At 67.2% G+C, this 24303-nt stretch carries 21 protein-coding genes; 8 read left to right on the top strand and 13 right to left on the bottom strand.

Annotated elements, in window-relative coordinates; all coding sequences use genetic code 11:
* Nucleotides 1-2: 2 nt before the first annotated feature.
* From narJ to ACSQ1X_RS01850, 6 genes are all read right to left on the bottom strand, one after another.
* Nucleotides 3-623, bottom strand: a complete 621-nt coding sequence (gene narJ, locus ACSQ1X_RS01875; protein ID WP_436056443.1) for a nitrate reductase molybdenum cofactor assembly chaperone — start codon at nucleotides 621-623, stop codon at nucleotides 3-5.
* Entirely contained in the window at nucleotides 620-2347 is a 1728-nt protein-coding gene (gene narH / locus ACSQ1X_RS01870) for a nitrate reductase subunit beta (RefSeq protein WP_436056442.1), read from the bottom strand. The genes narJ and narH overlap by 4 nt, the downstream gene beginning before the upstream one ends.
* Nucleotides 2347-6057 carry a nitrate reductase subunit alpha gene (locus ACSQ1X_RS01865; protein WP_436056441.1) on the bottom strand — a complete coding sequence of 1237 codons (3711 nt, stop codon included), beginning with the start codon at nucleotides 6055-6057 and terminating at the stop codon, nucleotides 2347-2349. The genes narH and ACSQ1X_RS01865 overlap by 1 nt, the downstream gene beginning before the upstream one ends.
* A gap of 175 nt (nucleotides 6058-6232) precedes the next feature.
* Nucleotides 6233-6982, bottom strand: coding sequence for a LamB/YcsF family protein (locus ACSQ1X_RS01860; RefSeq protein WP_436056440.1), 750 nt, complete (start codon nucleotides 6980-6982; stop codon nucleotides 6233-6235).
* The gene (locus ACSQ1X_RS01855; RefSeq protein WP_436056439.1) at nucleotides 6966-7868 is read right to left on the bottom strand and encodes a hypothetical protein; all 903 of its coding nucleotides are present in this window, start codon (nucleotides 7866-7868) and stop codon (nucleotides 6966-6968) included. Before ACSQ1X_RS01855 ends, ACSQ1X_RS01860 begins: the two co-directional genes overlap by 17 nt.
* Before the next feature lie 125 nt (nucleotides 7869-7993).
* Complete coding sequence (locus ACSQ1X_RS01850) at nucleotides 7994-8584, bottom strand: hypothetical protein (RefSeq protein ID WP_436056438.1); 591 nt, start codon at nucleotides 8582-8584, stop codon at nucleotides 7994-7996.
* Nucleotides 8585-8656: 72 nt separating this feature from the next.
* On the opposite strand from ACSQ1X_RS01850, the gene ACSQ1X_RS01845 reads away from it, so the two are divergent.
* Entirely contained in the window at nucleotides 8657-9979 is a 1323-nt protein-coding gene (locus ACSQ1X_RS01845) for an MFS transporter (RefSeq protein ID WP_436056437.1), read from the top strand.
* A gap of 36 nt (nucleotides 9980-10015) precedes the next feature.
* Here the strand turns inward: ACSQ1X_RS01845 and ACSQ1X_RS01840 are convergent, their stop codons facing one another.
* From ACSQ1X_RS01840 to ACSQ1X_RS01815, 6 genes are all read right to left on the bottom strand, one after another.
* Nucleotides 10016-10468, bottom strand: coding sequence for a DUF2871 domain-containing protein (locus ACSQ1X_RS01840; RefSeq protein ID WP_436056436.1), 453 nt, complete (start codon nucleotides 10466-10468; stop codon nucleotides 10016-10018).
* A 79-nt stretch (nucleotides 10469-10547) separates the two neighbouring features.
* A complete protein-coding gene (locus tag ACSQ1X_RS01835) occupies nucleotides 10548-12908 on the bottom strand; it encodes a glycoside hydrolase family 65 protein (RefSeq protein WP_436056435.1) in 2361 nt (786 codons plus the stop codon).
* 51 nt (nucleotides 12909-12959) lie between these two features.
* Nucleotides 12960-13700 carry an HAD family hydrolase gene (locus tag ACSQ1X_RS01830; RefSeq protein ID WP_436056434.1) on the bottom strand — a complete coding sequence of 247 codons (741 nt, stop codon included), beginning with the start codon at nucleotides 13698-13700 and terminating at the stop codon, nucleotides 12960-12962.
* A 148-nt stretch (nucleotides 13701-13848) separates the two neighbouring features.
* On the bottom strand, nucleotides 13849-14859 hold the full coding sequence (locus ACSQ1X_RS01825; protein WP_436056433.1) for a LacI family DNA-binding transcriptional regulator: 1011 nt from the start codon (nucleotides 14857-14859) through the stop codon (nucleotides 13849-13851).
* A 174-nt stretch (nucleotides 14860-15033) separates the two neighbouring features.
* Nucleotides 15034-15651, bottom strand: coding sequence for an alpha/beta hydrolase (locus tag ACSQ1X_RS01820; RefSeq protein WP_436056432.1), 618 nt, complete (start codon nucleotides 15649-15651; stop codon nucleotides 15034-15036).
* Between the two features lie 42 nt (nucleotides 15652-15693).
* Nucleotides 15694-16914: a beta-ketoacyl-[acyl-carrier-protein] synthase family protein gene (locus ACSQ1X_RS01815; protein WP_436056431.1), complete on the bottom strand. Its 1221-nt coding sequence runs from the start codon at nucleotides 16912-16914 to the stop codon at nucleotides 15694-15696.
* Nucleotides 16915-17253: 339 nt separating this feature from the next.
* Between ACSQ1X_RS01815 and ACSQ1X_RS01810 the strand changes: the two genes are divergently transcribed.
* The 7 genes from ACSQ1X_RS01810 (at nucleotide 17254) to ACSQ1X_RS01780 (ending at nucleotide 23192) form a co-directional block, all read left to right on the top strand.
* Complete coding sequence (locus tag ACSQ1X_RS01810; protein ID WP_028270630.1) at nucleotides 17254-17511, top strand: DUF6458 family protein; 258 nt, start codon at nucleotides 17254-17256, stop codon at nucleotides 17509-17511.
* A 333-nt stretch (nucleotides 17512-17844) separates the two neighbouring features.
* A complete protein-coding gene (locus ACSQ1X_RS01805) occupies nucleotides 17845-18654 on the top strand; it encodes a DeoR/GlpR family DNA-binding transcription regulator (protein ID WP_055801549.1) in 810 nt (269 codons plus the stop codon).
* Nucleotides 18651-19634: a 1-phosphofructokinase family hexose kinase gene (locus tag ACSQ1X_RS01800; protein ID WP_436056430.1), complete on the top strand. Its 984-nt coding sequence runs from the start codon at nucleotides 18651-18653 to the stop codon at nucleotides 19632-19634. Before ACSQ1X_RS01805 ends, ACSQ1X_RS01800 begins: the two co-directional genes overlap by 4 nt.
* A 2-nt stretch (nucleotides 19635-19636) precedes the next feature.
* Nucleotides 19637-21691, top strand: a complete 2055-nt coding sequence (locus ACSQ1X_RS01795) for a PTS fructose transporter subunit IIABC (RefSeq protein ID WP_436056429.1) — start codon at nucleotides 19637-19639, stop codon at nucleotides 21689-21691.
* Nucleotides 21692-21747: 56 nt separating this feature from the next.
* The gene (locus ACSQ1X_RS01790; RefSeq protein ID WP_055801558.1) at nucleotides 21748-22026 is read left to right on the top strand and encodes an HPr family phosphocarrier protein; all 279 of its coding nucleotides are present in this window, start codon (nucleotides 21748-21750) and stop codon (nucleotides 22024-22026) included.
* 249 nt (nucleotides 22027-22275) lie between these two features.
* Nucleotides 22276-22923 carry an SRPBCC family protein gene (locus ACSQ1X_RS01785; RefSeq protein ID WP_055801560.1) on the top strand — a complete coding sequence of 216 codons (648 nt, stop codon included), beginning with the start codon at nucleotides 22276-22278 and terminating at the stop codon, nucleotides 22921-22923.
* Between the two features lie 2 nt (nucleotides 22924-22925).
* Nucleotides 22926-23192: a DUF7218 family protein gene (locus tag ACSQ1X_RS01780; protein WP_055801563.1), complete on the top strand. Its 267-nt coding sequence runs from the start codon at nucleotides 22926-22928 to the stop codon at nucleotides 23190-23192.
* Nucleotides 23193-23236: 44 nt separating this feature from the next.
* Here the strand turns inward: ACSQ1X_RS01780 and ACSQ1X_RS01775 are convergent, their stop codons facing one another.
* Nucleotides 23237-24265, bottom strand: a complete 1029-nt coding sequence (locus ACSQ1X_RS01775) for a Ku protein (protein ID WP_436056428.1) — start codon at nucleotides 24263-24265, stop codon at nucleotides 23237-23239.
* Between the last annotated feature and the right edge of the window lie 38 nt (nucleotides 24266-24303).

Below are 24303 nucleotides of genomic sequence, written 5' to 3'. Positions count from 1 at the left end.
GGTCAGGCCCCCTTCACGGGCAGCAGCCGCGGATCGTAGGGGTCAAGGCCCACGGCTTCGGTGGGCGGCCCGTAGCCGGCCATCCGCATCACGGCCTGCTCATCCGCGGGCGACTTCCCGGGCAGGGTGGCACAGACGGCCTGCAGGATCCGGGCGTGCGGCAACTCGTCCCGCAGCAGCCCGAACCGGAGCATCTCCAGGCTCGCCCGGAAGCGAGTGAGCAGTTCCCGCCCTGCTGCCAGGTCCACCACCGCGGCGTATTCCAGGACCATCGGCAGGTAGTCCGGCAGTTCGCCGTGGGTGTCCACCAGGATGTCGCTTTGCCGGTACGTCTTCTTGAAGTTGCCCAGCACTTCGCCGCGGCGCCGGGTGTCCCCGTCCGTCCAGTAGCTCAGGTGCAGTGCGTGGCGCTTGCCAAGGTCGAATTCGCGGACGTAGTGGGCCTGCACCTCCATGGGCGGCGTGGATTCCAGCAAGTCCAGCACCTCGGCGAAGTCCGCGACGGCGCCGGGGAACTCGGCCAGCGCGGCCCGCATGAGCGGCACCCTCCCGATCAGTTCCTCGTCCGGGTAGGAAAGGCACCAGGCGGCCGCGAGGTAGACCACCTGCTGGCGCCGGCTCACGGCTGCTCCCCCGCCGGGGTGCCGGACCCAGGGCTGGCTCCAGCCTCCGTATGCTGCTTGTCCGGGAAAAGCGCCTTTTCCGGGAAGAGCCCGGAGGGAGCCCCGGTGCCGTCCCAGTTGAGCAGGTTCACCCGGCCGCGCAGGCTGGTTCCACCGGGCGGCTCGTCGGAGGTCTGCCGGTCGCGGAGGGCGTTGAAGGTTTCCACCGCCACGGGGACCGGCCGGCCGCTGGCCTCGCCGAAGTGGGCGGTATCCTGCATGCCCGGGCCGCCCTCGAAGTCCAGCGAGCAGCCCATCTCCTCCAGGTCATGGGCCTGTTCCACGTGGGCCTTGGGGATGACGTAGCGCTCGTCGTACTTCGCGATCGCCATCAGCCGGTACATCTCGTACATGGTCTGGCCGTCCATGCCCACCGCTTCGGGGATGGAGTCGTCGGGGTCGTTGCCCAGGCTGATGCCGCGCATGTAGGAGCGCATGGCAGCGAGCTTCTTCAGCACCGCGGTGACGCGGTCCGCGTCCCCGGCGGTGAAGAGTTCCGCGAGGTATTCCACCGGGATGCGCAGCGCCTCAATGGCGCCGAAGAGGTTGCCGTGATCCTCGCCGTCGTGCCCCTGGTCCCGCAGCAGATCCACCACGGGCGAGAGCGGCGGGACGTACCAGACCATCGGCATGGTGCGGTATTCCGGATGCAGCGGCAGGGCCACCTTGTAGACCTTGGCGAGCGCGTACACCGGCGAGCGCCGGGCGGCGTCGATCCAGTCCTCGGGGATGTTCTGGGCCCGGGCTGCGGTCTGGACGGCGGGGTCGTTCGGGTCCAGCAGCACGTCCATCTGGGCATCGTAGAGTTCCTGCGGGTCGGTGACCGCGGCCGCCGCGGTCACGCCGTCGGCGTCGTACAGGAACAACCCCAGGTACCGTAGCCTGCCCACGCACGTCTCGGAACAGACGGTGGGCAGGCCCACCTCCACCCGCGGATAACAGAAGGTGCACTTCTCGGCCTTGCCCGTCTTGTGGTTGAAGTAGATCTTCTTGTACGGGCAGCCGGTGACGCACTGCCGCCAGCCGCGGCACTTGTCCTGGTCCACCAGCACAATCCCGTCCTCCACCCGCTTGTAGATCGCGCCGGAAGGGCAGGACGCCATGCAGGACGGGTTCAGGCAGTGCTCGCAGATCCGCGGCAGGTAGAACATGAACGTCTGCTCGTACGCGAACTTGATCTTGTCCTCGGACTCGCGGCGGACCTTTTCGACGATGGGGTCCAGGTGGCCGTTCTCGGTGGAACCACCCAGGTCGTCGTCCCAGTTCGCGGACCACGTGATCTTGGTGTCTTCGCCCGTGATCAGGGACTTGGGCCGTGCCACCGGGAAGTCGTCGCCCAGCGGCGCGTCCACGAGGGTCTTGTAGTCGTAGGTCCACGGTTCGTAGTAGTCCTTGAGCTCGGGCTGGACGGGGCTGGCGAAGATCCCCAGGAGCTTCTTCACCCGGCCGCCGGCCTTGAGCACCAGCTTGCCGCGCTTGTTCAGCACCCAGCCGCCGTGCCACCTTTCCTGGTCCTCGTAGCGGCGCGGATACCCCTGGCCGGGCCGGGTTTCCACGTTGTTGAACCAGACGTATTCGGTGCCCGCACGGTTGGTCCACGCCTGCTTGCAGGTCACGGAACAGGTGTGGCAGCCGATGCATTTGTCCAGGTTCATGACCATGCCCATTTGAGCCATGACACGCATCAGTACTGCACCTCCTGGGAACGACGGCGGACGGTGGCAACCATGTCGCGCTGGTTTCCGGTGGGGCCGAGGTAGTTGAACGCGTAGGCCAGCTGGGCGTAGCCGCCGATCAGGTGCGAAGGTTTGACCAGCAGCCGGGTTACGGAGTTGTGGATGCCGCCGCGCCTTCCCGTGGCCTCGGACTTCGGCACGTCGATGGTGCGTTCCTGCGCGTGGTGGACATAGACCACGCCGGCGGGCATCCGGTGGCTGACGATCGCCCGGGCCACGAGGACGCCGTTGATGTTGAGGCATTCCACCCAGTCGTTGTCCTTGACCTGAATGGCCTCAGCGTCGGCCGGACTCATCCAGACCGTGGGCCCGCCGCGGGACAGCGAGAGCATCAGCAGGTTGTCCTGGTATTCGGAATGGATGGACCATTTGGAGTGCGGGGTCAGGTAGCGGACCACCACCTCCATGGCCCCGTCCCGGCCGAGTCTGGGTTCACCGAAGAGGCGGTGCATGTCCAGGGGCGGCCGGTAGATCGGCAGGGCCTCGCCGATGTCGATCATCCAGTCGTGGTCGAGGAAGAAGTGCATCCGCCCGGTCAGGGTGTGCCACGGCTTGAGCCGCTCCACGTTGATGGTGAAGGGGGCATAGCGCCGGCCGCCCGTTTCGGAGCCGGACCACTCCGGCGAGGTGATCACCGGGACCGGGCCGGCCTGGGTCTGGGCGAAGGTGATGAACTTTTCCTCGGAGCCCTCGGACAGGTCCGCCAGTTTCCGCCCGGTACGGACCTCGAGGTCCTTGAAGCCCTGGACGGACAGGGCGCCGTTGGTGGTGCCGGAGAAGGCGAGGATGGCCTCCGCCATTTTCGCGTCGGTGTCGATCGCCGGGCGGCCGTCCGCGGCGCCGCCGAGCATCACGCCGTTGGAGCGGCTGAGCCGGTCCAGCGGGCCGGCGAGTTTGTAGGTGACGTTCTTGACAGTGAAGCCCAGCTTGTCGGCGAGCGGCCCGACGGCGGCCAGCTTGTCCGCGATGGCCGTGTAGTCCCGCTCCACCACGGAAAAGACGGGCATGTTCTGCCCCGGCACGGCGGGGATGTCCGTCTCCCGCCAGTCCCGCACGATCCCGCCGGGCTGGGCCAGCTGGCCGGGGGTGTCGTGCTGCAGCGGCACGCTGACCAGGTCCCGGCGGACGCCCAGGTGGGTCTTCGCCTGCCGGGAGAACTCCTGAGCCAGCAGGTGGAAGGTGTCGAAGTCCGTCTTGGTTTCCCACGGCGGGTCAATCGCCGGGCTGAAAGCATGGACGAACGGGTGCATGTCGGTGGAGGACAGATCGTGCTTCTCGTACCAGGTGGCGGCCGGGAAGACGACGTCGGACAGCAGCGTGGTGGAGGTCATCCGGAAGTCGGCGGAGACCAGCAGGTCCAGTTTTCCTTCGGGCGCCTGCTCATGCCATTTCACGTCCTTTGGCTTGAGCCCTTCGGCGTGGTCCTGGCCCAGGACGTTGTTGTGGGTGCCCAGCAGGTTCCGCAGGAAGTACTCGTTGCCCTTGGCCGAGGAGCCGAACAGGTTGGAGCGCCACAGCACCAGGGTCCGCGGCCAGTTCTCCGGGGCGTCCACGTCCTCGATCGCCGGGTTCAGCGTGCGGTTCTTGAGCGCGTCCGCGATGTAGCCGGGGGTGTCCTTCGCGGTCCCGGCGGCGACGGCGGCCTCCGCCTCGTCCGCGAGGTCCAGCGGGTTGCGGTCGAACTGCGGGTAGAACGGCATCCAGCCCAGCCGGGCGGACTGGGCCAGCGCGTCCGCGGTGTGCATGCCGTCCAGGGCCCCGGTGGACAGCGGAGACTTCAGCGCATCCGCGGAGTAGCCGTCCTGCCGCCACTGGTCGGTGTGCATGTACCAGTAGCCGGTGCCGATCATGGTCCGCGGCGGACGTGACCAGTCCAGGGCGTTGGCCAGCGACACCCAGCCGGTGGCCGGGCGGGTCTTTTCCTGCCCCACGTAATGCGCCCAGCCGCCGCCGTTGCGGCCCATGCAGCCGGTCAGCATCACCAGCGCCAGGACTGCGCGATAGGTGGTGTCGCCGTGGAACCACTGGCAGATCCCGGCGCCCATGATGATCATGGACCGGCCCTTGGACTGCTCGGCGTTCCGGGCGAACTCCCTTGCCACCCGGATGCAGGCCTGCGCGGGGACGCTGGTGATCTCCTCCTGCCAGGCCGGAGTGTAGGGCGTGGACGCGTCGTCGTAGCCGGCGGCCCACTCCCCCGGGAGCCCGTCCCGGCCCACTCCGTACTGGGCCAGCATCAGGTCGAACACGGTGGTGACCAGCTGGCCTTCCACCTCAAGGACGGGCACGCCGCGGCGCAGCACGCTCCCCTCCCCGCCGGCGTCCTCGAAGCACGGGAGCAGGATCTCGGCGCTTTCCCCGGACACCTCGCGGAGCGACAATGCGGGGTCGATCCCTTCGAGGTCGAGGTTCCATTTGCCCTCGCCGCTACCCGAATAGCGGAACCCCATGGAGCCGTTGGGCACTGCGGTCCGCCCGGTTTTCTTGTCGAACATCACGGTGCGGAACGCAGCGTCCTCAGCCCCGGCTTCGGCCGGGAGGTCCCGGGCGGTGAGGAATTTCGACGGCGTCAGCGCGCCGTCGTCGTTCTTCACCAGCCGGACCAGGAACGGAAGGTCCGTGTACTGCCGGACGTAGTCGGAGAAGAAGGGGACGTCCCGGTCCACGAAGAATTCCTTGAGCATGACGTGTCCCATGGCCATGGCCAGCGCGGCGTCCGTTCCGGCCTGGGCGGGGAGCCATTCGTCGGCGAACTTGGTGTTGTCCGCGTAGTCCGGGCTGACGGTGACCACCTTCGTGCCGCGGTACCGCACCTCGGCCATCCAGTGCGCGTCCGGGGTCCGGGTGACGGGGACGTTGGAGCCCCACATCATGAGGTAGCGCGCGTCCCACCAGTCGCCGGATTCCGGGACGTCGGTCTGGTCCCCGAACACCTGCGGGCTGGCCACGGGCAGGTCCGCGTACCAGTCGTAGAAGGACGTCATCACCCCGCCGATCAGCTGGATGAAGCGGGTTCCCACGGCGTGCGAAACCATGGACATCGCCGGGATCGGCGAGAATCCGGTGCAGCGGTCCGGCCCGTAGTTCTTGATCGTGTTCACGTGGGCGGCGGCCGCGATTTCGATCGCTTCCTGCCAGGAGACACGGACCAGGCCGCCCTTGCCGCGGGCCTGCTGGTAGCGGCGGCGCCGCTCCGGGTCCCCCACGATGTCGGCAAAGGCCAGCACCGGGTCGCCGAGCCGGGCCTTGGCCTCGCGGTACATCTCGACGAGGACGCCGCGGGCGTACGGGAAGCGGACGCGGGTGGGCGAGTAGGTGTACCAGGAGAAGGCCGCGCCGCGAGGGCAGCCCCTGGGTTCGTATTCCGGGCTGTCCGGGCCCACCGAGGGGTAGTCGGTCTGCTGTGATTCCCAGGTGATGATGCCGTCCTTGACGTACACCTTCCAGGAGCAGGAGCCGGTGCAGTTCACCCCGTGAGTGGAGCGGACCACCTTGTCGTGGCTCCAGCGGTCGCGGTAGAAGATGTCGCCCTTGCGGCCGCCCTCCCGGAACACCGCCCTGCCGTCGTCGGTCTGGTCCCATTTGGTGAAGAAACGGCCCAGCTTCAACATTGCATCTGATGCGGGTCCATCTAACCCCGCATGGGGTCCGGCAGCCATGCCCTCAAGCTAGGTTGCCGCGTGAACCCCCGGATAGGGCCGAACGGCACTAGCCCGCCCCCCTGGGCAGCGCGAACGGACACTTGAGCACCCGCCGCGCGCTTCAAGGGAGGGCCGCAAGTGCCCGTTCGCGCTCCGACGCCGCGCGCTTCAAGGGAGGGCCGCGAACTACGTACTAGGCGAAGGGTTCGAGCTCCACACCGGCGGCTTCCAGGGCCTTGCGGACGGCGGCTGCCGTCTCCACGGAGCCGGGGGTGTCGCCGTGGAGGCACAGCGAATGCGGCTGCAGCCTGACCACCGTGCCGTCCACCGCCTCCACCTCGCCGTGAATGGCCAGGCGGACGGCGCGTTCGGCGATCTCCCCGGTGTCGACCAGGAGCGCGCCGTCGGCTGAGCGCGGCACCAGCGACCCGTCCGGCAGGTAGGCGCGGTCCGCGAAGGCTTCATGGAACACGGGGTGGCCTGCCTCGGCGGCAAAGGACAGGAGTGCCGACCCCTGCAGGCCAAGGACGGGCAGTCCGGGATCGTAGGCCTGGATGGCCGCGATCACGGCGGAGGCCTGTTCGGCGTCGTGCACCGTACGGTCGTACAGCGCGCCGTGGACCTTGACGTAGTCCACGGATGCCCCGACGGCGTGCGCCACGCCGTCGAGCGCGCCGAGCTGGTACAGCACGGCCCCGAAGAGGTCGTCAAAGGTCATGTCAATGGACCGGAGGCCAAAACCGGGCAGGTCCGGGTACCCGACGTGCGCGCCCACCCTGACATCCAGTTCAAAGGCCGCACGGCAGGTGTCCAGCATGGTGACGGGATCCCCGGCGTGCAGGCCGCAGGCCACGCTGGCGCTGGTGATGAGCGGGAACATGGCGGCATCGTCCCCCATGGTCCAGGTGCCGAAGGACTCCCCCAGGTCAGCGTTCAGATCCAATGAATCCGCCTTTCAGTGTTGAGTCTCCGCCGGGGGTGCCGGAGCCGGGCGTATTGGTGCCGGGCGTATTGGTGCCGGCGTCAATAGCGGCGGGGGCGCCGGCGCTGCCGGTGGTGCCCGTGCCGCCAGCCCCGGGTGTCAGTTCGCCGGGGATCGTGTCCGGCATGGGGCCGAAAGCCTCCTTGGCGCTTGCGACGACGGCGCGTCCCATAACGCGGTTGCCTACGCCGCCCACCACGGCACCGACGCCGAACGGCAATGCCCGGCCCAGGAGCGCCGTCCCCTGCCGCTGCAGCAGGTTGCGGAGGAACGCGCGCTGGATCCGGTCCCGCACCGAGCCGAAGCCGGGGAAGGAGGTCTTGCGTGCGAACGCGGAACCCCAGGCGTCCGTGGGGCCTTTGCCCCGGCCGGCGGCCTGGCCGCTCAGGCTTCCGAGGAGGGCGGTCCCTTCCTCGCCCAGCATGATGGCCATGACCAGGGTGCCGGCCTTCTCCGGGTCCACCATGCGGATGCCGTGCAGCTCGGCCAGGGACGTCGCGTACAGCGCGGTGGCTTCGAGGAAGCCGACCGTGGCTGCGGCGGAGAGGCCCAGGGCAGCAACGGTGCCAACGCCGGGGATGACGGCGGAGCCGCCGACAAGCGCGCCGCCACCGGTCACGGCCAGCAGGTAGTCGCGTTCCAGCTTGTCCGCGAGCTGCGCCGCCGTGGCGCGCGGGTGCCTGCGCTGGAGCCGCCGGAGGTTGGCAAGGACCAGCGGGCGCTGGACCTCGACGGCCCGCAGCAGCATGCCGTGCAATCCGGGTTTGGGCTTGCCTTGGGAGTCGAACACCGCCTTGTGCGCGGTTTTTTGTGCAATTCTCATTGCCGGGTTCTTCCGCATGGCCATCGTCACCTTTCCTGGAACGGGAACAAGCCGCCCGCTATGGGTCGCAACCGCGGTTCGGAACCGTGATTGCTGCCGGGCAAGGACAGCTTGTGGCTGTCGCTCACCCTTAACACTAAGCCACCTTGCTACATCACCCATGACTCGGCCACGGCAATGTACGCGGACGACGACGGCCCCCGGGGCCCGGGATACACCGTAGGCGAACCGGGCCATTCCACCCCGAACTCCGACAGCCGCCCCGTGCTGCACGGAAGGTAGACATTCGCCAGGGCGGCGCTGGTTCCGCCGAGCTGGAAATCGGGCGACGAGAACTGGCGGCGGTCCAGGACGCCGCTGATCTCGAGCTCCGCCTTGCGCCCCACGGCCCGGAAGCCGCGGTCCACGTCCAGTTCAACGTCGAACTCGTCCTGGGTGTGGGTGATTTCCGAGAGCGGAAACCGGGCTGCCTCCGGAAAATAGCGGGTCAGTTCGTTGGCCAGGGTTTCGGCGAAGTAGCCGTTGGGGCCGTAGCTGCGCCAGCCCTGGCGGGTGGCCACCAGGAGGGCGTTGCCGCTGCCCCATCTGGACCATTCGGCCATCCAGAAGGAGGCGAAGCAACTGGCGGGTTCACCGGGGATATGGACGCCGTCGGGGTTAACGGGATGCAGCGCCAGGCCCGGGTTGCTGCCGATGAATGCCATGCTGCGGCGTGACGCGCCTGCCGGACTGTTCCCCATACGGAGAGCCTAGCCCGGCAGGGGTCGGCGGCAGCCGCGGCGCGGCCGGATGGGCAGGCCTAGACTAGGCTTATGCCCACCCCCAGAGCCCTCCGGCCGTTTGTGCACCGGGAGTACCGGGTGCTGATCGCGGCGCTGGCCGTCTCCATTTTCGGCTCCGGAATGTGGGCTGTGGGCATGGTCTACCAGGTGATCCGCTTGGGCGGCGGTCCGCTTGAGCTGTCCCTTGTTGCCGCTGCAGGCAGCGTGGGACTGGTGGCGTTCGTCCTGGCGGGCGGGATCGCCGCGGACCGCGTGCCGCAGCGGCTTTTGATTATCGCCGTGGAAGGCACCAACCTCGCTGTGATTGCCGCCATCAGCGGGCTTGCCCTGGCCGGGTGGCTGCAATTGTGGCACCTGGCCGTAGGCGCGTTCGTGCTCGGCGTGGGAGCGGCGTTCTTCTTCCCTGCCTATTCGGCCATCCTGCCCAGGATCCTGCCGCCGGAGGACCTGCTGGCGGCCAACGGCATGGAGGGAACCCTGCGGCCCATCCTGCAGCAGGCGGCCGGTCCCGCCGTGGCCGGCATCCTGGTGGCCGCATTGTCCCCCTCGCACGCAGTCACGGGCGTGGCGGCATGCCACCTCCTCGCTTTCATCATCCTCAACTTCCTCGGCCAGCACGCGCTTGATGCGCCGGCCACGGGCACCGCCGGGACGGACAGCGCCGCCGGCGGGGCCGCCGTCGAACGCGCCAAAACGTCCTTCTTCCACGACCTCCGCGAGGGCGTCAGCTACACGGTCCGGACACCCTGGCTGTTGTGGACGCTGCTCTGGGCCTGCATCTCGGTGCTGTTCCTGATCGGCCCCATCGAGGTGCTGTTGCCGTTCGTTGTCCGCGACCAGCTGGGCGGCGACTCGCGCATGTTCGGTTTCCTGCTGGCCGTGATGGGCGTAGGCGGTGCGGCCGCATCACTGGCCACGGCGTCCTTCGCGCTGCCGCGCCGCTACCTCACCGTGATGATGGTTTCGTGGGGCGCCGGCAGCCTTCCACTCGCGGCGGTCGGGATCATGGACAGCTTCTGGACGGTCGCTGCGGCGCTGTTCATCTTCGGCGCCGCAGGCGGCATAGGCATGGTCATCTGGGGGACGCTCCTGCAGCGCCGGGTTCCTGCCCATTTACTGGGCCGCGTTTCCAGCCTGGACTTCTTCGTGTCCCTGGCCTTGATGCCCGTCTCCATGGCGCTGGCCGGACCCGCCGCGGCCGTGCTGCCCACGTGGGTGATCTTCCTGGTGGCCGGCGGCGTCTGCCCCGTCATGGCCGTGGTGGCAATGGTGGTGGCCAGGATGCCGGCCGACGAACTGGCCCACCCGCTGGACCGCAGCGCCGGGGACCGGGAGCACGCGGACAGCCCGTAGGCTGCTATGTCCCGCGGCTGCTATGTCCCGCGGCTGCTACGCCTTGGCGGCTACGGGCAACGGCGGCACCTCCAGCGGAGCCGCCGTCAACGCCTTCCGCAGGGCCAGGAAGAGCAGCACCAGGCCGGCGGTAAGCAGCATGTGCCCGGTGCCGGCGATCCCGGCCAAGGCTTTTGAACCGGCGTCCAAACCAGCCACGACCAGTGTTCCCTTGACCAGCATCATCCCGCCGGTCACCACCACGCCGGCGTTCCAGATCCAGAAGAACCAGGCCAGCAGCTTCGGCGCCGCGGCGGAGATGGCGAAGACCTTCTCGAGCGCGAGCACCAGCAGCAAAACGATGAAGCCCAGCACCAGCCAGTGCGTGTGCACCAGGCCCAGCTGGGAGTCTCCGGTGAAGCCGTTGAGCTTGGTCAGTTCCCGATAGTAGAGGCCGGAGAGGACTCCGGCGATGGCATAGGCAAATGAGGCATGGAAGAGTTTTTTCACTCCCCCAGTCTTCCGCCGAAGCACGACGGCGGGATCAACCGTTCGGTTGATCCCGCGCGTCTGTTGGGACTACTACTGCTTAGCTGCGGGCGCGCACGATCGGGATGGACGCCGTCGGAAGCCCGCTCGGGAAGATGGTGGGCTCAGGCGCGCCGACAGGGGCCAGCGGTACCCGGGCAACGTCGTGGCCCACTGTGAGCAGCTCGCCGCGGACGTTGACGTCCAGGGGTTCGCCTTCGCGGATGCTGAGGCCGATGGATCCCTGGCCCAGCTCCACGAAGAGCAGGCGGCCCCGCACCTTGAGGTGGAAGGTCAGGCCCTCCCACTCGACGGGCAGCCTCGGATCGAAGAAGGGAACCTCGCCCTGGTCGCGGAGCCCCGCGAAGCCGCTGACAAGGGAACTCCACACACCGCCCGTCGAGGCAATGTGGACGCCGTCGATCGTGTTGCCGTGGGTGTCGTCCAGGTCGATGTACAGCGCGTGCGTGAAGTGGTCCAGCGCGGCTTGGCTGTAGCCCACCTCGGCGGCCATGATGCCCTGGACGCAGGCGGACAGGGTGGAGTCGCCGGTGGTGATCGGATCGTAGAAGTCGAACGCGCGCCGCTTTTCCTCCGGTGTGAAGTCCTGCCACTGCAGGAACATCGCCAGCACGGTATCTGCCTGCTTGAGGACCTGGTGGCGGTAGATCACCAGCGGGTGGAAGTTCAGCAACAGGGGGTACTTGGACCGGGGCGTGCTCCAGTCCCACGGCTCCAGCGTCATGAAGTCGTTGTCCTGCGAGTACACCTCGAGGTCTTCGTCGTAGGGCAGCTGCATCCGGATGGCAGCCTGCTCCCAGAGTTCGCGTTCGGCGTCGTCGATCTCCGGGTGGTCCAGGGCCGCCGCGGTGCGCAGGTTGAACCTGGCCATGACGTTTGTGTAGAGGTTGTCATTAACCACGGCTGTGTACTCGTCCGGGCCGGTAACGCCGTGGATGTGGAACAGGCCGTCCTTGCCGAAGAAGCCCAGGGAAACCCACATCCGGGCGGTCTCGATCAGCAGCTCCGAACCCATCCCGTGCTTGAAGTCCGCATCGCCGCTGGCCCAGATGTACCTGTTGGTGGCAAAGGCGATCGCGGCTGCGATGTGGAACTGCGCGGTGCCGGCGGCGTAGTAGGCGCTTGCTTCGAGCCCGTTGATGGTGCGCCACGGGAACAGGGCTCCGTCCACACTCAGTTCCTTGGCCCGGACCTTGGCGTCCGGCAGCATCTCGTGCCGGAACTCCAGGACCTGGCGGGCGTTGTCAGGGCTGGTGTACGTCAGGTACGGCAGCAGGTACACCTCCTGGTCCCAGAAGTAGTGGCCCTCGTAGCCGGAGCCGCTGACGCCCTTGGCCGGGATGCCGGCCACGTCCGCGCGGGCTGTGGCCTGGGCCAGCTGGAAGAGGTTCCAGCGGATGGCCTGCTGCAATTCGGGCTGGCCGCCCACCACAATGTCCGTGGTGGCCCAGTATTCCCGGAAGTGCGCCTCGCTTTCGGCGAAGATCGCGCTGACGGGCTGAAGAGCGTTCTCTGCCGCTTCCGAAGGGTCCTGCGCAGACCCGCCGTCCACGGCTCCCTCGCGGAAGGCCCGCGCCACGGCGTAGCTGGCGCTCTTCTCAAGCCGGAAGGGCTGGTCCGCACCGACAGCGAGGACGTACCGGACGCTGCTGTCGTCCTGGTCCACCAGGGTCTCGAACGGCTGCACCTCGGCAGAGGTCCAGTGGTCCACGGCCAGGCCCACACGCTGCCTGGACTCGGCGGCTTCCCAGGACAGGCGGAGCGAGCCGTCCCCGCCGTCGAGCCTTACCGGCAGCAGGACGCGTCCGGCGTGCCGACCGGCGCGGCGCGGATCGTGGGTGGAGTGGTCCTCCACGGGCTGGTCCTGGCGGTTGACCACGGCGGACGTCACGTCCGCGTAAACGTCCCGGTCCGCGGCCACTTCGAGGCTGATGCCCAGGGTGCCGCGGGACTGGTAACCGACCGCCCGGCGCTCCGTGGTGGTCACGGTGGCCCCTGAGCGGCACTGCCAGGTGATCCGGCATTCGTAGATCCCGGTGGCGAAGTCAACGGACCGGCGGTAGTCCAGCACTGTCGATTCGCTCAGGGTCAGCGTTTCACCGTCGATGATCACGGTGAAGTTGTTGACGTCCGGGATGTAAAGGATCCGCTGGCCGGTGCGGGCGAAGCCGAAGGCATTCTCTGCGTGCTTGATGTCCCAGGTTTCGTGGAAGCCGTTGATGAAGCTGCCGGGCAGGTCTGCGTCCGCGGAAGCCCAGTGGGCGCCGCGGATGCCGAGATGGCCGTTGCCCAGGCTGAAGAGCGTTTCCAGGGTTCCGGCGTTTCCGGGAAGGTGGACGGTTTCCACGAGCTGCCAGGGGTCGTTGGGGAAACGAGCACGGTCAGAGGTGATGAGTGCCATGGCTGTTGGGGTTCCTTTTGGCGTTGTGCAGGTGAGGGGCGTTTGGTCGGGCTAGAGGAGTTCGTTCAGGTCCCCGACCACCAGGGTGGCGCCGGCGTCCAGCAGCGTCTGCCGGCCGGCTCCGCGGTCCACTCCGATCACCGAGTGGAAGGTGCCGGCGTTACCGGCCTGGACGCCGGACACGGCGTCCTCAACCACGACGCATTCCTCGCTGGGGAGGTCCAGGAGCTGCGCCGCATATTCGTAGGTGGCCGGGCTGGGCTTTCCGGGCAGGCCCGCGGCAGCGGCGACGACGCCGTCCACCACCACGGGGAAGTGGTGCGCCAGTCCCGCAGCCTGCAGCACCGCAGGTGCGTTCCGGGAGGAAGAGACGACGGCGACCTTGAGTCCCAGCGCCTGCGCTGCTTCCAGGAAGCGCACCGAGCCTTCGTACGGGGCCACGCCGCCGGCCTCGACGATGTCGTTGAAAACCTTGTTCTTGCGGTTGCCGAGGCCATGGACCGTGTTGTTGGCGGGGTCGTCGTCCGAGGGGCCCTCGGGCAGCACGATGCTGCGCGAGGCGAGGAAGTCCCGGACACCGTCGAACCGGGGCTTGCCGTCGATATGGTCGAAGTAGTCGCTTTCGCGGTAGCTGTCCACCTCCGGAACGTCCTGCAGGAAGCCGTCGAAAAGCTCCTGCCAGGCACGCTCGTGGACGATCGCCGTGGGCGTGAGCACGCCGTCGAGGTCGAAGAGGATGGCGGAAGCGCCGGTCCAGCCGTGGACGGTGGTGCTGTTTGAAAGCTCAGTCATGCGGTACTCGGTGTCCTTTCAGACGGCGTGCAGGGGGACGTGCATGGATGCTGCGGGTTTTGGGGCGGTGGGAGCCGTGGCGAGCAGAAGGGCGGCGGTGCCTTGCTCGGTGTTTGCGCGACGCAGCGTTTGTGCTCAGCGTTTGTGCTCAGCGTTTCCGTCGCGTGGTCTTGCGCTCAATCAGTTTGGTATCCAGCACGTGGCTGGCGGGGGCATTCAACTGCCCCGGACGTTGGAGTCCTTCGATCAGCAGGTTGGCTGCGAAGGCACCCTGGTCGGCTACCGGCTGCGCTATGGTGCTCAGTCCCAGGAACCAACTCATCTGATGATCGTCTATACCTATGATGGACACGTTTTTCGGTGCTGACAAACCGAGCTCGCGCAGGGCCATGAGTGCGCCGAAGGCAGTTTCGTCGCAACCGGCGAAAATCGCGGAGGGCATTCTGCGGTTTTCGATGAGCTCGGTCATGGCCCGGCGGCCGCCCTCGATGCTCGACCCGGCGTCCATCACCAGGTCCGGGTCCACGGTCAGGTGGTGCTCGGCCAGCGCCCGGCGGAATCCGTTGAGGCGGTCCGTGGCCGTGACCACCGAGCGCTCCCCCGATTCGCGGCCGGAGAGAATGGCAAGGTCCCAGTGTCCGAGGCCCAGGAGGTGGTTGGTTGCCTTCCAGGCCGCGTCCTCGTTGTCGATTCCCACATTGTCCCAGGGGACGTTGTGCATGCCCACGCTGGCTACGGCCAGCCCGGAGGAGGCCAGGGCATCGATTTCGTCGCTGCTGAGGGCAATGTTCAGCAGCAGGACGCCGTCCACGCGCTGCGACAGGGCATCCAGGTCTCCGAAGACCTTCCGGTGCACGCTGGGGGTGTTGCGCAGGCTGATCAGCATCGTGTCGAAGCCGCTGTCAGCGAAGACTTCCTCGGCTGCCTCCACGGCCTGGGCGAAAAACCACGCCGTGGCTGTGGGCGCGATGATGGCCACGGACCCCGTGGTCCCGCCCGCAAGGCGCGCCGCCGCCGAGGATGCCTTGTAGCCGAGTTTGGTGGCGGCGTCCGCAACCTTCAGGTGTGCCGTTTCGGAGACATTGGGCAGCCCGCGCAGGGCGCGGGAAACGGTACAGATGGACAGCCCCGACAATGCGGCAACGTCCTGGATGGTCACGCGCGGTGCTCTAGCCATGCAACACGGGCTCAGCCCTTTCTTCTTCGGAAGTCGTGGGCCCGATACATGGCCGAAGAAGAGTGTAAGCGCTTACAAATTTAGCGCGCAACTGGTTTTACCCGCGAGTGCGGATTATTTCGGGCTTCCGGGGAAACGACCCGCGCGCCTTGTCCTTCAGCGCAGGACGTAGTGGCGCAGGAAGGCGCTCACGTCCACCATCTCCGCCTTGGAAATCGTGTGGCCCATGCCCGGATAGGTCCGGGCCGTCAGCTGCGTATTCCGGTTCAGCCATTCCTCGGTGTGCTCCACGGCGTCGTCGTTGATCACCAGGTCCGCCTTGTCCCGGCCCCAAAAGAAGGGCGGCTTGGCGTCGAAGGATTCGCTCATGGCCAGCAGTTCGTTGTCCAGGACGAATCCGGACAACCCCACGACTGCCCGGAAATCGTGGGGCCGCAGCCGCAGCAGGGTGCTGGCCATAGCCATGCCCTGCGAGAAGCCCAGCAGGCTCACGCTGCTGTGCTTGGCCTTGACGGAGTTGATCCAGTCGAACACCTTGTTGCTGACGGAAATGACGTCGGCGAAGTCATGGGTCAGGAAATAGTCCAGCAGGAACCAGCCGTAGTCGTCGCCGATCACCTTGGGCGCGCGCAGGGCCGCGCAGGTGAACTCGGGCGGCAGCTGGCCGAACAGGTCCGACATGCGCACTTCGTCTGTGCCGTAGCCGTGCATCATCACCAGCAGCGGCGTTCCGGCGCGCTGGCTCTCCGGCCTGGACCATACGACTGTCTCCATCGCAACAGCCTAACTTTCCGCCGGCGGTCCCGGCGGCAGGCCTCAGCCTGCGGTGATCACCAGCGAGGCGCTGTGGCCGCCGAATCCGAAGGCGTTGGCAATGCCGGCCCCCGCAGCCAGCCCAGGGGTTGTCTCCGAAACGATGTTGAGGTGGATGTCGGGGTCCCGGCTGTCGAGGTTGAGAGTGCCCGGGATGGCGCCCGTGCGCAGCGCCTGGATGGTGACGATGGCGCCGAGCGCCCCGGCCCCGCCCAGCAGATGCCCGGTAAGGCTTTTCGTGGACGTGACAGGAACGGAATGTCCGACGACGGCGCCGATGGCTTCCGCTTCGAGCCGGTCCCCCACTGGAGTGGACGTGGCGTGGGCGTGCACGAAGCCGATGTCCGCCCCGGTGAGTCCGGCCGCGGCAATGGCCTTCTGCAGGACGCGGCGCTGCATGGCGGGGTCGGCCGCCACGATGTCCACGGCGTCGGAGGTGACGGCGCTGCCCGCGATGACGCCGAGCACCTCGGCCCCGCGGGAACGGGCGTGGTCCTCGCGCTCCAGCACCACGATCCCGGCGCCCTCGGCCATGACGAAGCCATCGCGGTCCCGGTCGAAGGGCCTGGAGGCGGCCTGCGGGCTGTCGTTGCGGGTGGAGAGGGCTCGGATCTGCGAGAACCCGCTGATGGTCAGGCCGTTGATGCAGGAGTCCACTCCGCCGGCGATCACCACGTCGGCGGCGCCGCTGCGGATCATGTCGGCCGCCTGCGAGATCGCTTCGGCCCCGGAGGCGCAGGCGCTGACGGGAGTCCGCGCCCCGCCGCGGGCTCCGACGTCAATGGAGACCCACGCCGAGGGGCCGTTCACCATAATCCGGGTAAGCGTGTGCGGTGAGACCCTGCGCGGCCCCTTCTCGTCCAGCGTCCGGGTCTGCTCAAGGGTGGTGTCCAGGCCGCCGTAGCCGGAGCCGATCACCACGGCCAGCCGTTCCGGGTCAACCTCCGGCCGGCCGGCGTGCGCCCAGGCCTCGCGCGCGGCGATAAGCGCCAGGTGGCCGCAGCGGTCCATCCTTTTGTATTCCAAGGTGGACAGCAGTGACGGGACGTCTGCGGTGACGCGTCCTGCAATGCGTACGGGAAGCCCGTCTGACCAGCCGTCGTCAAGGGCCACAATCCCGGAACGTCCGGCCAGGAGCGCGTCCCATGTTTCGCCGGCGGTTGAGCCGACGGGAGTCACTGCTCCCAGGCCGGTGACTACTACCGCGGGGACTTGTTCAGACATGGGTAACACTGCTCCTGGGATCCGTGGACGCTGCGCGCTGTTTGTCGCGGACGCCTCCCCCGCTGGCCGGGCAAATTTGCCTGGCCGGGCGAATGTGCCCGGCAGGGAGAATGCGTGCGCAATCCACAGTACGCGGGGCACACCTCCGGCTGCTGGTGTTACTTCGCCGCCGCCGGCAACATCCCGGTAAATAACGACTGTGACACAGCTCCGGCGCGCGCCTTCCGGTTCATTGAAACAGCCGGGAAGGGGCTGTAGCCTGTCGCTAGACAGCATGCTGATCAAGTTTTGCCGCACGTCTTTTTGCCCGCACGTCCCCCGGACAGCTAGGAGCAAGTCATGAGAATCGGTTCCTCTATTTTCCTTATCGCCATCGGCGCCATCTTGGCGTGGGCCATCACCCCCGGCCTCATCCCCTATGTGGACCAGACGCTGATCGGGTACATCCTGATGGCCGTCGGCGTCATCGGCCTGATCGCCTCACTGGTGCTGGCTTCGCCGGGACGCACCAGGCGGGTAAGCGAAACCCGGTCGGTGGTGGACCCAAACACGGGCGAGCGGATTGTCCGCAATGAGAGCCGGGACGGCAGCCTCTAGCCATGATCCTCCGGCCGCCGCTGTCCACGGACACAGGCGAACCGCAATGCGAGTACCCCGGAAGCCGGGCCAGACCAACACGGTCGGGCCCGGCTTTCGCCGTCTTTGGAAGGACCGCCGTCCAACACCGGAATCTCTGCCCGCCTATCGAGGCTTCGGAAGCCTCCAAATCCCCGATCCGGCCAAAAACTCCACACCGCGATCTGCGTTCGTGTTGTTTTCATTGACAAACCAACAAGAACAAAGATAAAGTCAAGCAATTCAACATCGTGTGATGGCAGTCACTGAAGCCGTTCACTGAAGTACCAGCAGTATTTACGCAATGGAGGGTAAGTGTTCGCCGAGGAGCGCCAACAGCTGATCGCGGGTCTAGTCGCCGAAAGCGGCCGGGCCAGCGTCACTGCGCTTGCCGAGCGCTTCAACATCACCACCGAAACCGTCCGGCGGGACCTGGCTGCTCTGGAAGCCGCCGGCACAGTACGCAGGGTCCATGGCGGCGCCGTCGCCCCGGACCGGATCAGCACCACCGAGGAAAGCATCCTGGAACGGACCGTGCAGCGGCAGCCGGAAAAGCTGCGCATTGCCGAAGCCGCTTTGGCTTTCATCCCGCAAAATCCGGCGGGCAGCATCCTGGTGGACGCCGGCTCAACCACTGAAGCGCTGGCGGACCTGATCGCCCTGCGCCTTGCCGACCCTTCCGCCGCCCCCGACACCGGCTCGGAGAACGAACTCGTCGTCATCACCCACGCGATCCCGATCGCCGCCAAGCTCGCCGGCGAGCCGGGCATCGCCCTCCACCTGCTGGGTGGCAGGGTCCGCGGCCTCACGCAGGCTGCCGTGGGCCAGTCCACCGTGGACGCGGCACACCGAATCCGTCCGGACATCGCCTTTATCGGCGCCAACGGAATCCACTCGGCCTTCGGGCTGAGCACCCCCGATCCTGAAGAAGCCGCCGTCAAAGCGGCCTTCGTCCAATCGGCACGCCGCATTGTGGTGCTGGCCGATTCGTCCAAGCTGGATGCCGAAACGCTGGTCCAGTTCGCCTCGTTGAAAGATCTGGACACCTTGATTACAGACAGTGAACCCAGCCCGGAACTGGCGGCGGCGCTTGCCGACGCCGGCGTGGACGTGGTGATCGCATGATTGTCACCCTCACCGCGAACCCGAGCCTCGACCGCACCGTGGCCCTGCCCTCGCCGCTGCTGCGCGGGGAAGTACAGCGGGCCGTCTCCGTCCGCCAGGAGTCCGGCGGGAAAGGTGTCAACGTATCCCGTGCCCTGGTGGCCTCCGGACTGGAAACAGTGGCCGTCCTCCCCGGCGGCGACTCCGATCCGGTGCTGGCAGGACTTCGTGACGGCGGCGTCCCCTTCGCCGCCCTCGCCATCCACGAACCGCTGCGCACCAACGTGGCGCTGACGGAGCCGGACGGCGTCACCACCAAAATCAACGAACCCGGCCCGGTACTGAGCGAAGACCAGCAGGAAGCCCTGATCGGGCTTCTGCTGGAGCGTTCCCGCGGCGCCAGCTGGGTTGTCCTCGCCGGCTCGCTTCCACCCGGAGTCCCGGCCGACTTTTACGCCACCGTTACCCGGCGGCTTCGGTCCACCAATGACGGTGCTGCCCCGCGCATCGCCGTCGACTCGTCCGGCGCGCCCCTCGCCGCCGCCCTCTCGGGCGACGCGTCAGGCATGCCGGACCTCCTTAAACCCAACGCCGAAGAACTGGCTGAACTGGCTGCCGCAGCCGGTTTCGCCACGGCGTCCACCGCTGACGAACTGGAAGCGGATCCGGAGGCTGCCGCGGCAGCCGCCGCCGCCGTCGTGCGTTCCGGTGTAGGTGCCGTGCTGGCAACGCTCGGTTCCAAGGGTGCGGTACTAGTGACGGCCGACGGCGCGTGGCTGGCCACGCATCCGCCGGTCAAGGCGGTCAGCACTGTCGGCGCGGGAGATTCTTCCCTTGCCGGCTACCTGCTCGCCTCCAGCCAGGGCGCCGCCCCGGCCGACTGCCTCCGTCAGGCCGTGGCACATGGTGCCGCTGCCGCCTCCCTGCCGGGCTCCACAGTCCCGGCGGTCCACCAAACCACCCCTGATGCCGTAACCATCACGGCCCTCCGGAAGGACTGACAGTGACTCAGCTCATTACTACTGATCTGGTCGAGCTAGACCAGAACCTGGGCAATTCGCCCGAGGACGTGATCCGCCATCTGGCCGGCAGGGTTGCCGCCACCGGACGCGCCACCGAAGCCGAAGGCCTCTTCACGGACGCCTTTGCCCGCGAATCCAAGACCGCCACGGGCGTGCCCGGCGGAATTGCCATTCCGCACTGCCGCTCCACGGCGGTGACGGTGCCCACCCTGGCCATGGCCCGGCTCTCGCGGCCCGTGGACTTCGGCGCCAAGGACGGCCCGGCGGACCTGATCTTCTTCATCGCAGCCCCCGAAGGCGCGGACCAGGAGCACCTGAAGCTCCTGTCCAAGCTGGCCCGCTCGCTGATCAAAAAGGACTTCACCGCTTCCCTGCGTGCAGCCACCACCCAGGCCGAGATCGTTGAGCTGGTGGACGGCGCCCTGGCCGACAAGCCTGCGGCCGCAGCCGAGCCTGCCGTGGCATCAGCCGCAGCAGCCGCGCCCTCTGCCGGTGCCGCTACCGGCGCCAGGTCCGGCCCCAAGCGCCTCGTAGCCGTGACGGCCTGCCCCACGGGCATCGCCCACACCTACATGGCCGCCGATTCACTGGTTGCCGCAGCCAAGGAAGTCGGTGTGGACCTGCAGGTGGAAACCCAGGGCTCCTCCGGCGCCAAGCCGCTGGACCCCGCCGTGATCGCCGCAGCCGATGCCGTGATCTTCGCGGTGGACGTGGACGTCCGCGGCAAGGAGCGCTTTGCCGGCAAGCCGGTCATCAACGCACCCGTCAAGCGCGGCATCGACGAACCGGACAAGATGGTGCAGGAGGCACTGGCCGCGGCGGACAACCCCAACGCCCGCCGCGTACCGCACTTCGGCGCCGAAGAGCAGGCTGAAGCCGAAGCCACCGAAAAGGGCGAGCACATCGGACAGAAACTCAAGAAGGCGCTCCTCACGGGCGTCAGCTACATGATTCCGTTCGTGGCCGGCGGCGGTCTGCTCATCGCCCTGGGCTTCCTGATGGGCGGCTACCTGATTACCCAGTTCGCAGACGTCATCGTGGTGGACAACAGCATCTTCAACCTGCCCACCGAATACCCTGAAAACGCCTGGGGCCCGCTCGGCGCCTACCTCGGTGCCGTGCTCTTCAAGATCGGTGCCCTCTCGCTCGGCTTCCTGGTCCCCGCACTGGCCGGTTATATCGCCTACGGCATCGCCGACCGTCCGGGTATCGCACCGGGCTTCGTGGCCGGCGCCGTGGCAGGGTTCATGGGTGCAGGCTTCCTGGGCGGCATCGTGGGCGGTCTCCTGGCCGGCTACATCGCCCACTCCATCGGCCAGATCCAGGTGGCCCGCTGGCTGCGCGGCCTGATGCCCGTGGTGATCATCCCGCTGCTTGCTTCACTGGTTGCCTCCGGCCTGATGTTCCTTATCCTGGGCGCTCCGATCGTTGCCATCACCAAGGGCCTGAACGGCTGGCTTTCCGGCCTCACCGGCGCCAGTGCCATCGCACTGGGCGTCATCCTGGGCCTCATGATGTGCTTCGACCTCGGTGGCCCGGTCAACAAGGTTGCCTACTCCTTCGCCGTCGCCGGCCTGGGCGCCGCCACCCTGGACAACCAGGCGCCGTGGCAGATCATGGCAGCCGTCATGGCTTCGGGCATGGTCCCGCCGCTGGCCATGGCCCTCGCTTCCACCGTCCTGGACAAGAAGCGCTTCAGCCTGGCCGAGCGTGAAAACGGCAAGGCCGCCTGGCTGCTGGGAGCGTCCTTCATTTCCGAAGGTGCCATCCCGTTCGCCGCAGCCGATCCGCTCCGCGTCATCCCCGCCAGCATGCTGGGCGGCGCAGTGACCGGTGCCATCTCGATGGCAGCGGGCGTCGGATCAAAGGCCCCGCACGGCGGAATCTTCGTCTTCTTCGCGATCGACAACTTCGTAATGTTCGTTGTTTCGATCCTCGTGGGCACCGTCGTCACCGCCCTGGCAGTGATTGCGCTGAAGCGCTGGGCCGTCCGCAAGTCCGTTGATACCGTGGAGCCGGTTCCAGTAACTGTCTGACCCGGTTCGGTATTCTGACCAACCATTTGTCTCGACCTGATATCCAAGGAGCACACATGTTCGAACGCACCGCCACCATCGCCAGCCGCGTGGGCCTGCACGCCCGCCCCGCCGCCATCTTTGCCGAGGCAGCCGGCGAGTACCCGCACGAGATCACCATTGCCCGTCAGGGCGAACCGGTTGACGAGGCCATGGACGCCGCCAGCATCCTGTCCCTGATGAGCCTGGGCGCCTCGCACGGCGACGTTGTGGTCCTCCGCGCCGAAGGCGACGGCGCCGATACGGCACTGGACCACCTGGTCCAGATCCTGGAAACCGATCACGACGCCGAGTAGCGGCACGGCGGGCTAAGACAGTCCGCTTCCGGAACGGCAGCCAGCGGCCGGCACGCTGCGCCACGGCCCCTTGAGGGGGCACACGGCGCACGGGCCGGCCGCTGCGTTTAACTCCCGGCACAATGAACTAAGCCGACTTAGTACATTCCTTGTTTTTGCCTGACGGCCCCGTTAGCGTGGACAGCGTGGCGACACGCCGTTCAACAGACCCATTCGGGGCACGACCCCGGGCTGAAAGAGGATGAGACAGTGGCGACCCTGCAGGAAACCATCGAGGTGGAAGTTCCCGTGTCCACGGCCTACAACCAATGGACCCAGTTCGAATCATTCCCGGAGTTCATGAAGGGCGTGGAGTCCGTGGAACAAATAGACGAGACGTCCTTGCATTTCCGGACCGACATCGCTGGGGTCAGGCGCGAGTACAACGCGCAGATCACCGAGCAGCTCCCGGACCGGCGGATCGCCTGGGTCAGCACGGACAAACCGCGCAACGCCGGCGAAATCTCCTTCGAATCCCTCGGGCCGGAGCACACCCGGGTCACCGTGGCACTGGAATGGGAGCCGGAGGGGCTGGTGGAGAAGGCCGGCTCCGCAGTGGGCGCGGTCAGCCACCAGCTCAGCGCCGACCTCAAGCGGTTCAAGCACTTCATCGAGTCGCGCGGCATTGAAACGGGCGCCTGGCGTTCTGCCGTGGACCACGGAGAAGTGGAAGAAACCGAGGAAGAGGCAGGCTTTGCTGCGAACGCTCCGGCGCACCACGCACACGTGTCTGAGGCACCCGGGTCAGCGGCACACGAATCCCACCCGCAGCCGCCGCATACACCCACGCCTTCGCCGAAGCGTCCGGCCGGGGTGGACCCCTTCATCGACGACGCCGAACCATCAGATCCGAGCTGACCGTGCCTGAGAAAAAGAACCCCAGCCTCAAGGACCCGCAACTGTACGAGGAGCTGCGCGAGGACGGCGCCTCGAAGCAGAAGGCCGCCCGGATTTCCAACGCCGCCGCCAAGAGGGGACGCTCCGAGGTGGGGCGCAAGGGCGGCAAGGCGGGCGACTACGAGGATTGGACGGTCGCCCAGCTCAAAGCCAAAGCGAAGGAAATAGGGCTGAAGGGTTACTCCGCCAAGAAGAAAAGTGAGCTTATCTCAGCTCTCAGGAACTCCTGACCGCGGCAGCAATGGGTTACCGAACCGGCCAGTGCACTGCCGTATCAGGCCCCTTTTCGCCGGCTTTTCGCCGGCTCCTTGACTGCAGTTTCCGCCGCAGCGGCCTTGCTTGCCGTCTTTGCCGGAGTCTTGGCAGCGGTTGTCTTGGCAGCCGTTGCCTTGGCAGCGGTCGCCGTGGAGCGGGGCGTAGAGGCCTTGGCGCGCGTGGTTTTCGCGGGAGCCTCGTCGGTGTCGGCGTCGGCGCTGTCCGCCGCCCCCGACTCGCTCGCGGCCTTGGCCGCCCCGCCGCCCCGCTTCTTTTCCAGGCTTCGCTTCAGGGCTTCCATCAGGTCGATGACCTCACCCTGCCCGGTCTCGGCGGCCTCGGCGCCGAACGTCTGTTCGGTGTCCAGGGACTCGCCTTGCTCGATCTTCGCGTCGATGAGCTTGCGGAGCTGCACCTGGTAGTCGTCGGTGAACTGGCCGGGCTCAAAGTCCCCGGCCATGGAGTCAACCAGGGCTGCGGACATCTCCCGTTCCTGGGCGGAGATCCGGACGGTGGCTTCCAGGGCGGGAAATGCCGGCTCCCTGACCTCGTCCGCCCACAGCAGCGACTGCAGCACCAGGACGTCGTCCTTGATCCGCAACGCGCCGAGCCGGGTCTTCTCCCGGAGCGCGAACTGGACCACGGCCACACGGTCCGTGTCTTCCAGTGCCCGGCGGAGGAGGACGTACGCCTTCGGGGACTTGGAATCCGGTTCCAGGTAGTAGCTCTTCTCGAACATCATGGGATCGAGCTGCTCGGAGGGAACAAACTGGACCACTTCGATCTCGTGGCTGCTCTCCGCCGGGATGGACTTGAGCTCGTCACGGGTGAGGATCACCGTACGGCCGTCCTCCTCGTAGGCCTTGTCGATGTCCGCATAATCCACGATCTCGCCGCAGACTTCACAGCGGCGCTGGTACCGGATGCGTCCGCCGTCGGCGCCGTGGACCTGGTGGAGCCCGATGTCGTGGTCCTCCGTGGCGCTGTAGACCTTGACCGGCACGTTGACCAGCCCAAATGCGATAGCGCCTTTCCAGATGGCTCTCATGGATCAAGTGAACATCAGAGTTGCCCGGAGGTGAAGAC

Source organism: Arthrobacter sp. LjRoot78 (assembly GCF_964254335.1).
Lineage (GTDB): Bacteria > Actinomycetota > Actinomycetes > Actinomycetales > Micrococcaceae > Arthrobacter.
Note: the sequence above shows the minus strand (reverse complement) of the source record. Positions and strands in the feature narration are given on the sequence as shown.

What these genes read in the sequence shown, in the direction of transcription:
- narH (WP_436056442.1), bottom strand. Translation starts at nt 2,347, where the DNA reads ATGCGTGTCATGGCTCAAATGGGCATGGTCATGAACCTGGACAAATGC.
- ACSQ1X_RS01865 (WP_436056441.1), bottom strand. Translation starts at nt 6,057, where the DNA reads ATGGCTGCCGGACCCCATGCGGGGTTAGATGGACCCGCATCAGATGCA.
- ACSQ1X_RS01855 (WP_436056439.1), bottom strand. Translation starts at nt 7,868, where the DNA reads ATGGCCATGCGGAAGAACCCGGCAATGAGAATTGCACAAAAAACCGCG.
- ACSQ1X_RS01850 (WP_436056438.1), bottom strand. Translation starts at nt 8,584, where the DNA reads ATGGGGAACAGTCCGGCAGGCGCGTCACGCCGCAGCATGGCATTCATC.
- ACSQ1X_RS01845 (WP_436056437.1), top strand. Translation starts at nt 8,657, where the DNA reads ATGCCCACCCCCAGAGCCCTCCGGCCGTTTGTGCACCGGGAGTACCGG.
- ACSQ1X_RS01835 (WP_436056435.1), bottom strand. Translation starts at nt 12,908, where the DNA reads ATGGCACTCATCACCTCTGACCGTGCTCGTTTCCCCAACGACCCCTGG.
- ACSQ1X_RS01830 (WP_436056434.1), bottom strand. Translation starts at nt 13,700, where the DNA reads ATGACTGAGCTTTCAAACAGCACCACCGTCCACGGCTGGACCGGCGCT.
- ACSQ1X_RS01820 (WP_436056432.1), bottom strand. Translation starts at nt 15,651, where the DNA reads ATGGAGACAGTCGTATGGTCCAGGCCGGAGAGCCAGCGCGCCGGAACG.
- ACSQ1X_RS01815 (WP_436056431.1), bottom strand. Translation starts at nt 16,914, where the DNA reads ATGTCTGAACAAGTCCCCGCGGTAGTAGTCACCGGCCTGGGAGCAGTG.
- ACSQ1X_RS01810 (WP_028270630.1), top strand. Translation starts at nt 17,254, where the DNA reads ATGAGAATCGGTTCCTCTATTTTCCTTATCGCCATCGGCGCCATCTTG.
- ACSQ1X_RS01800 (WP_436056430.1), top strand. Translation starts at nt 18,651, where the DNA reads ATGATTGTCACCCTCACCGCGAACCCGAGCCTCGACCGCACCGTGGCC.
- ACSQ1X_RS01790 (WP_055801558.1), top strand. Translation starts at nt 21,748, where the DNA reads ATGTTCGAACGCACCGCCACCATCGCCAGCCGCGTGGGCCTGCACGCC.
- ACSQ1X_RS01775 (WP_436056428.1), bottom strand. Translation starts at nt 24,265, where the DNA reads ATGAGAGCCATCTGGAAAGGCGCTATCGCATTTGGGCTGGTCAACGTG.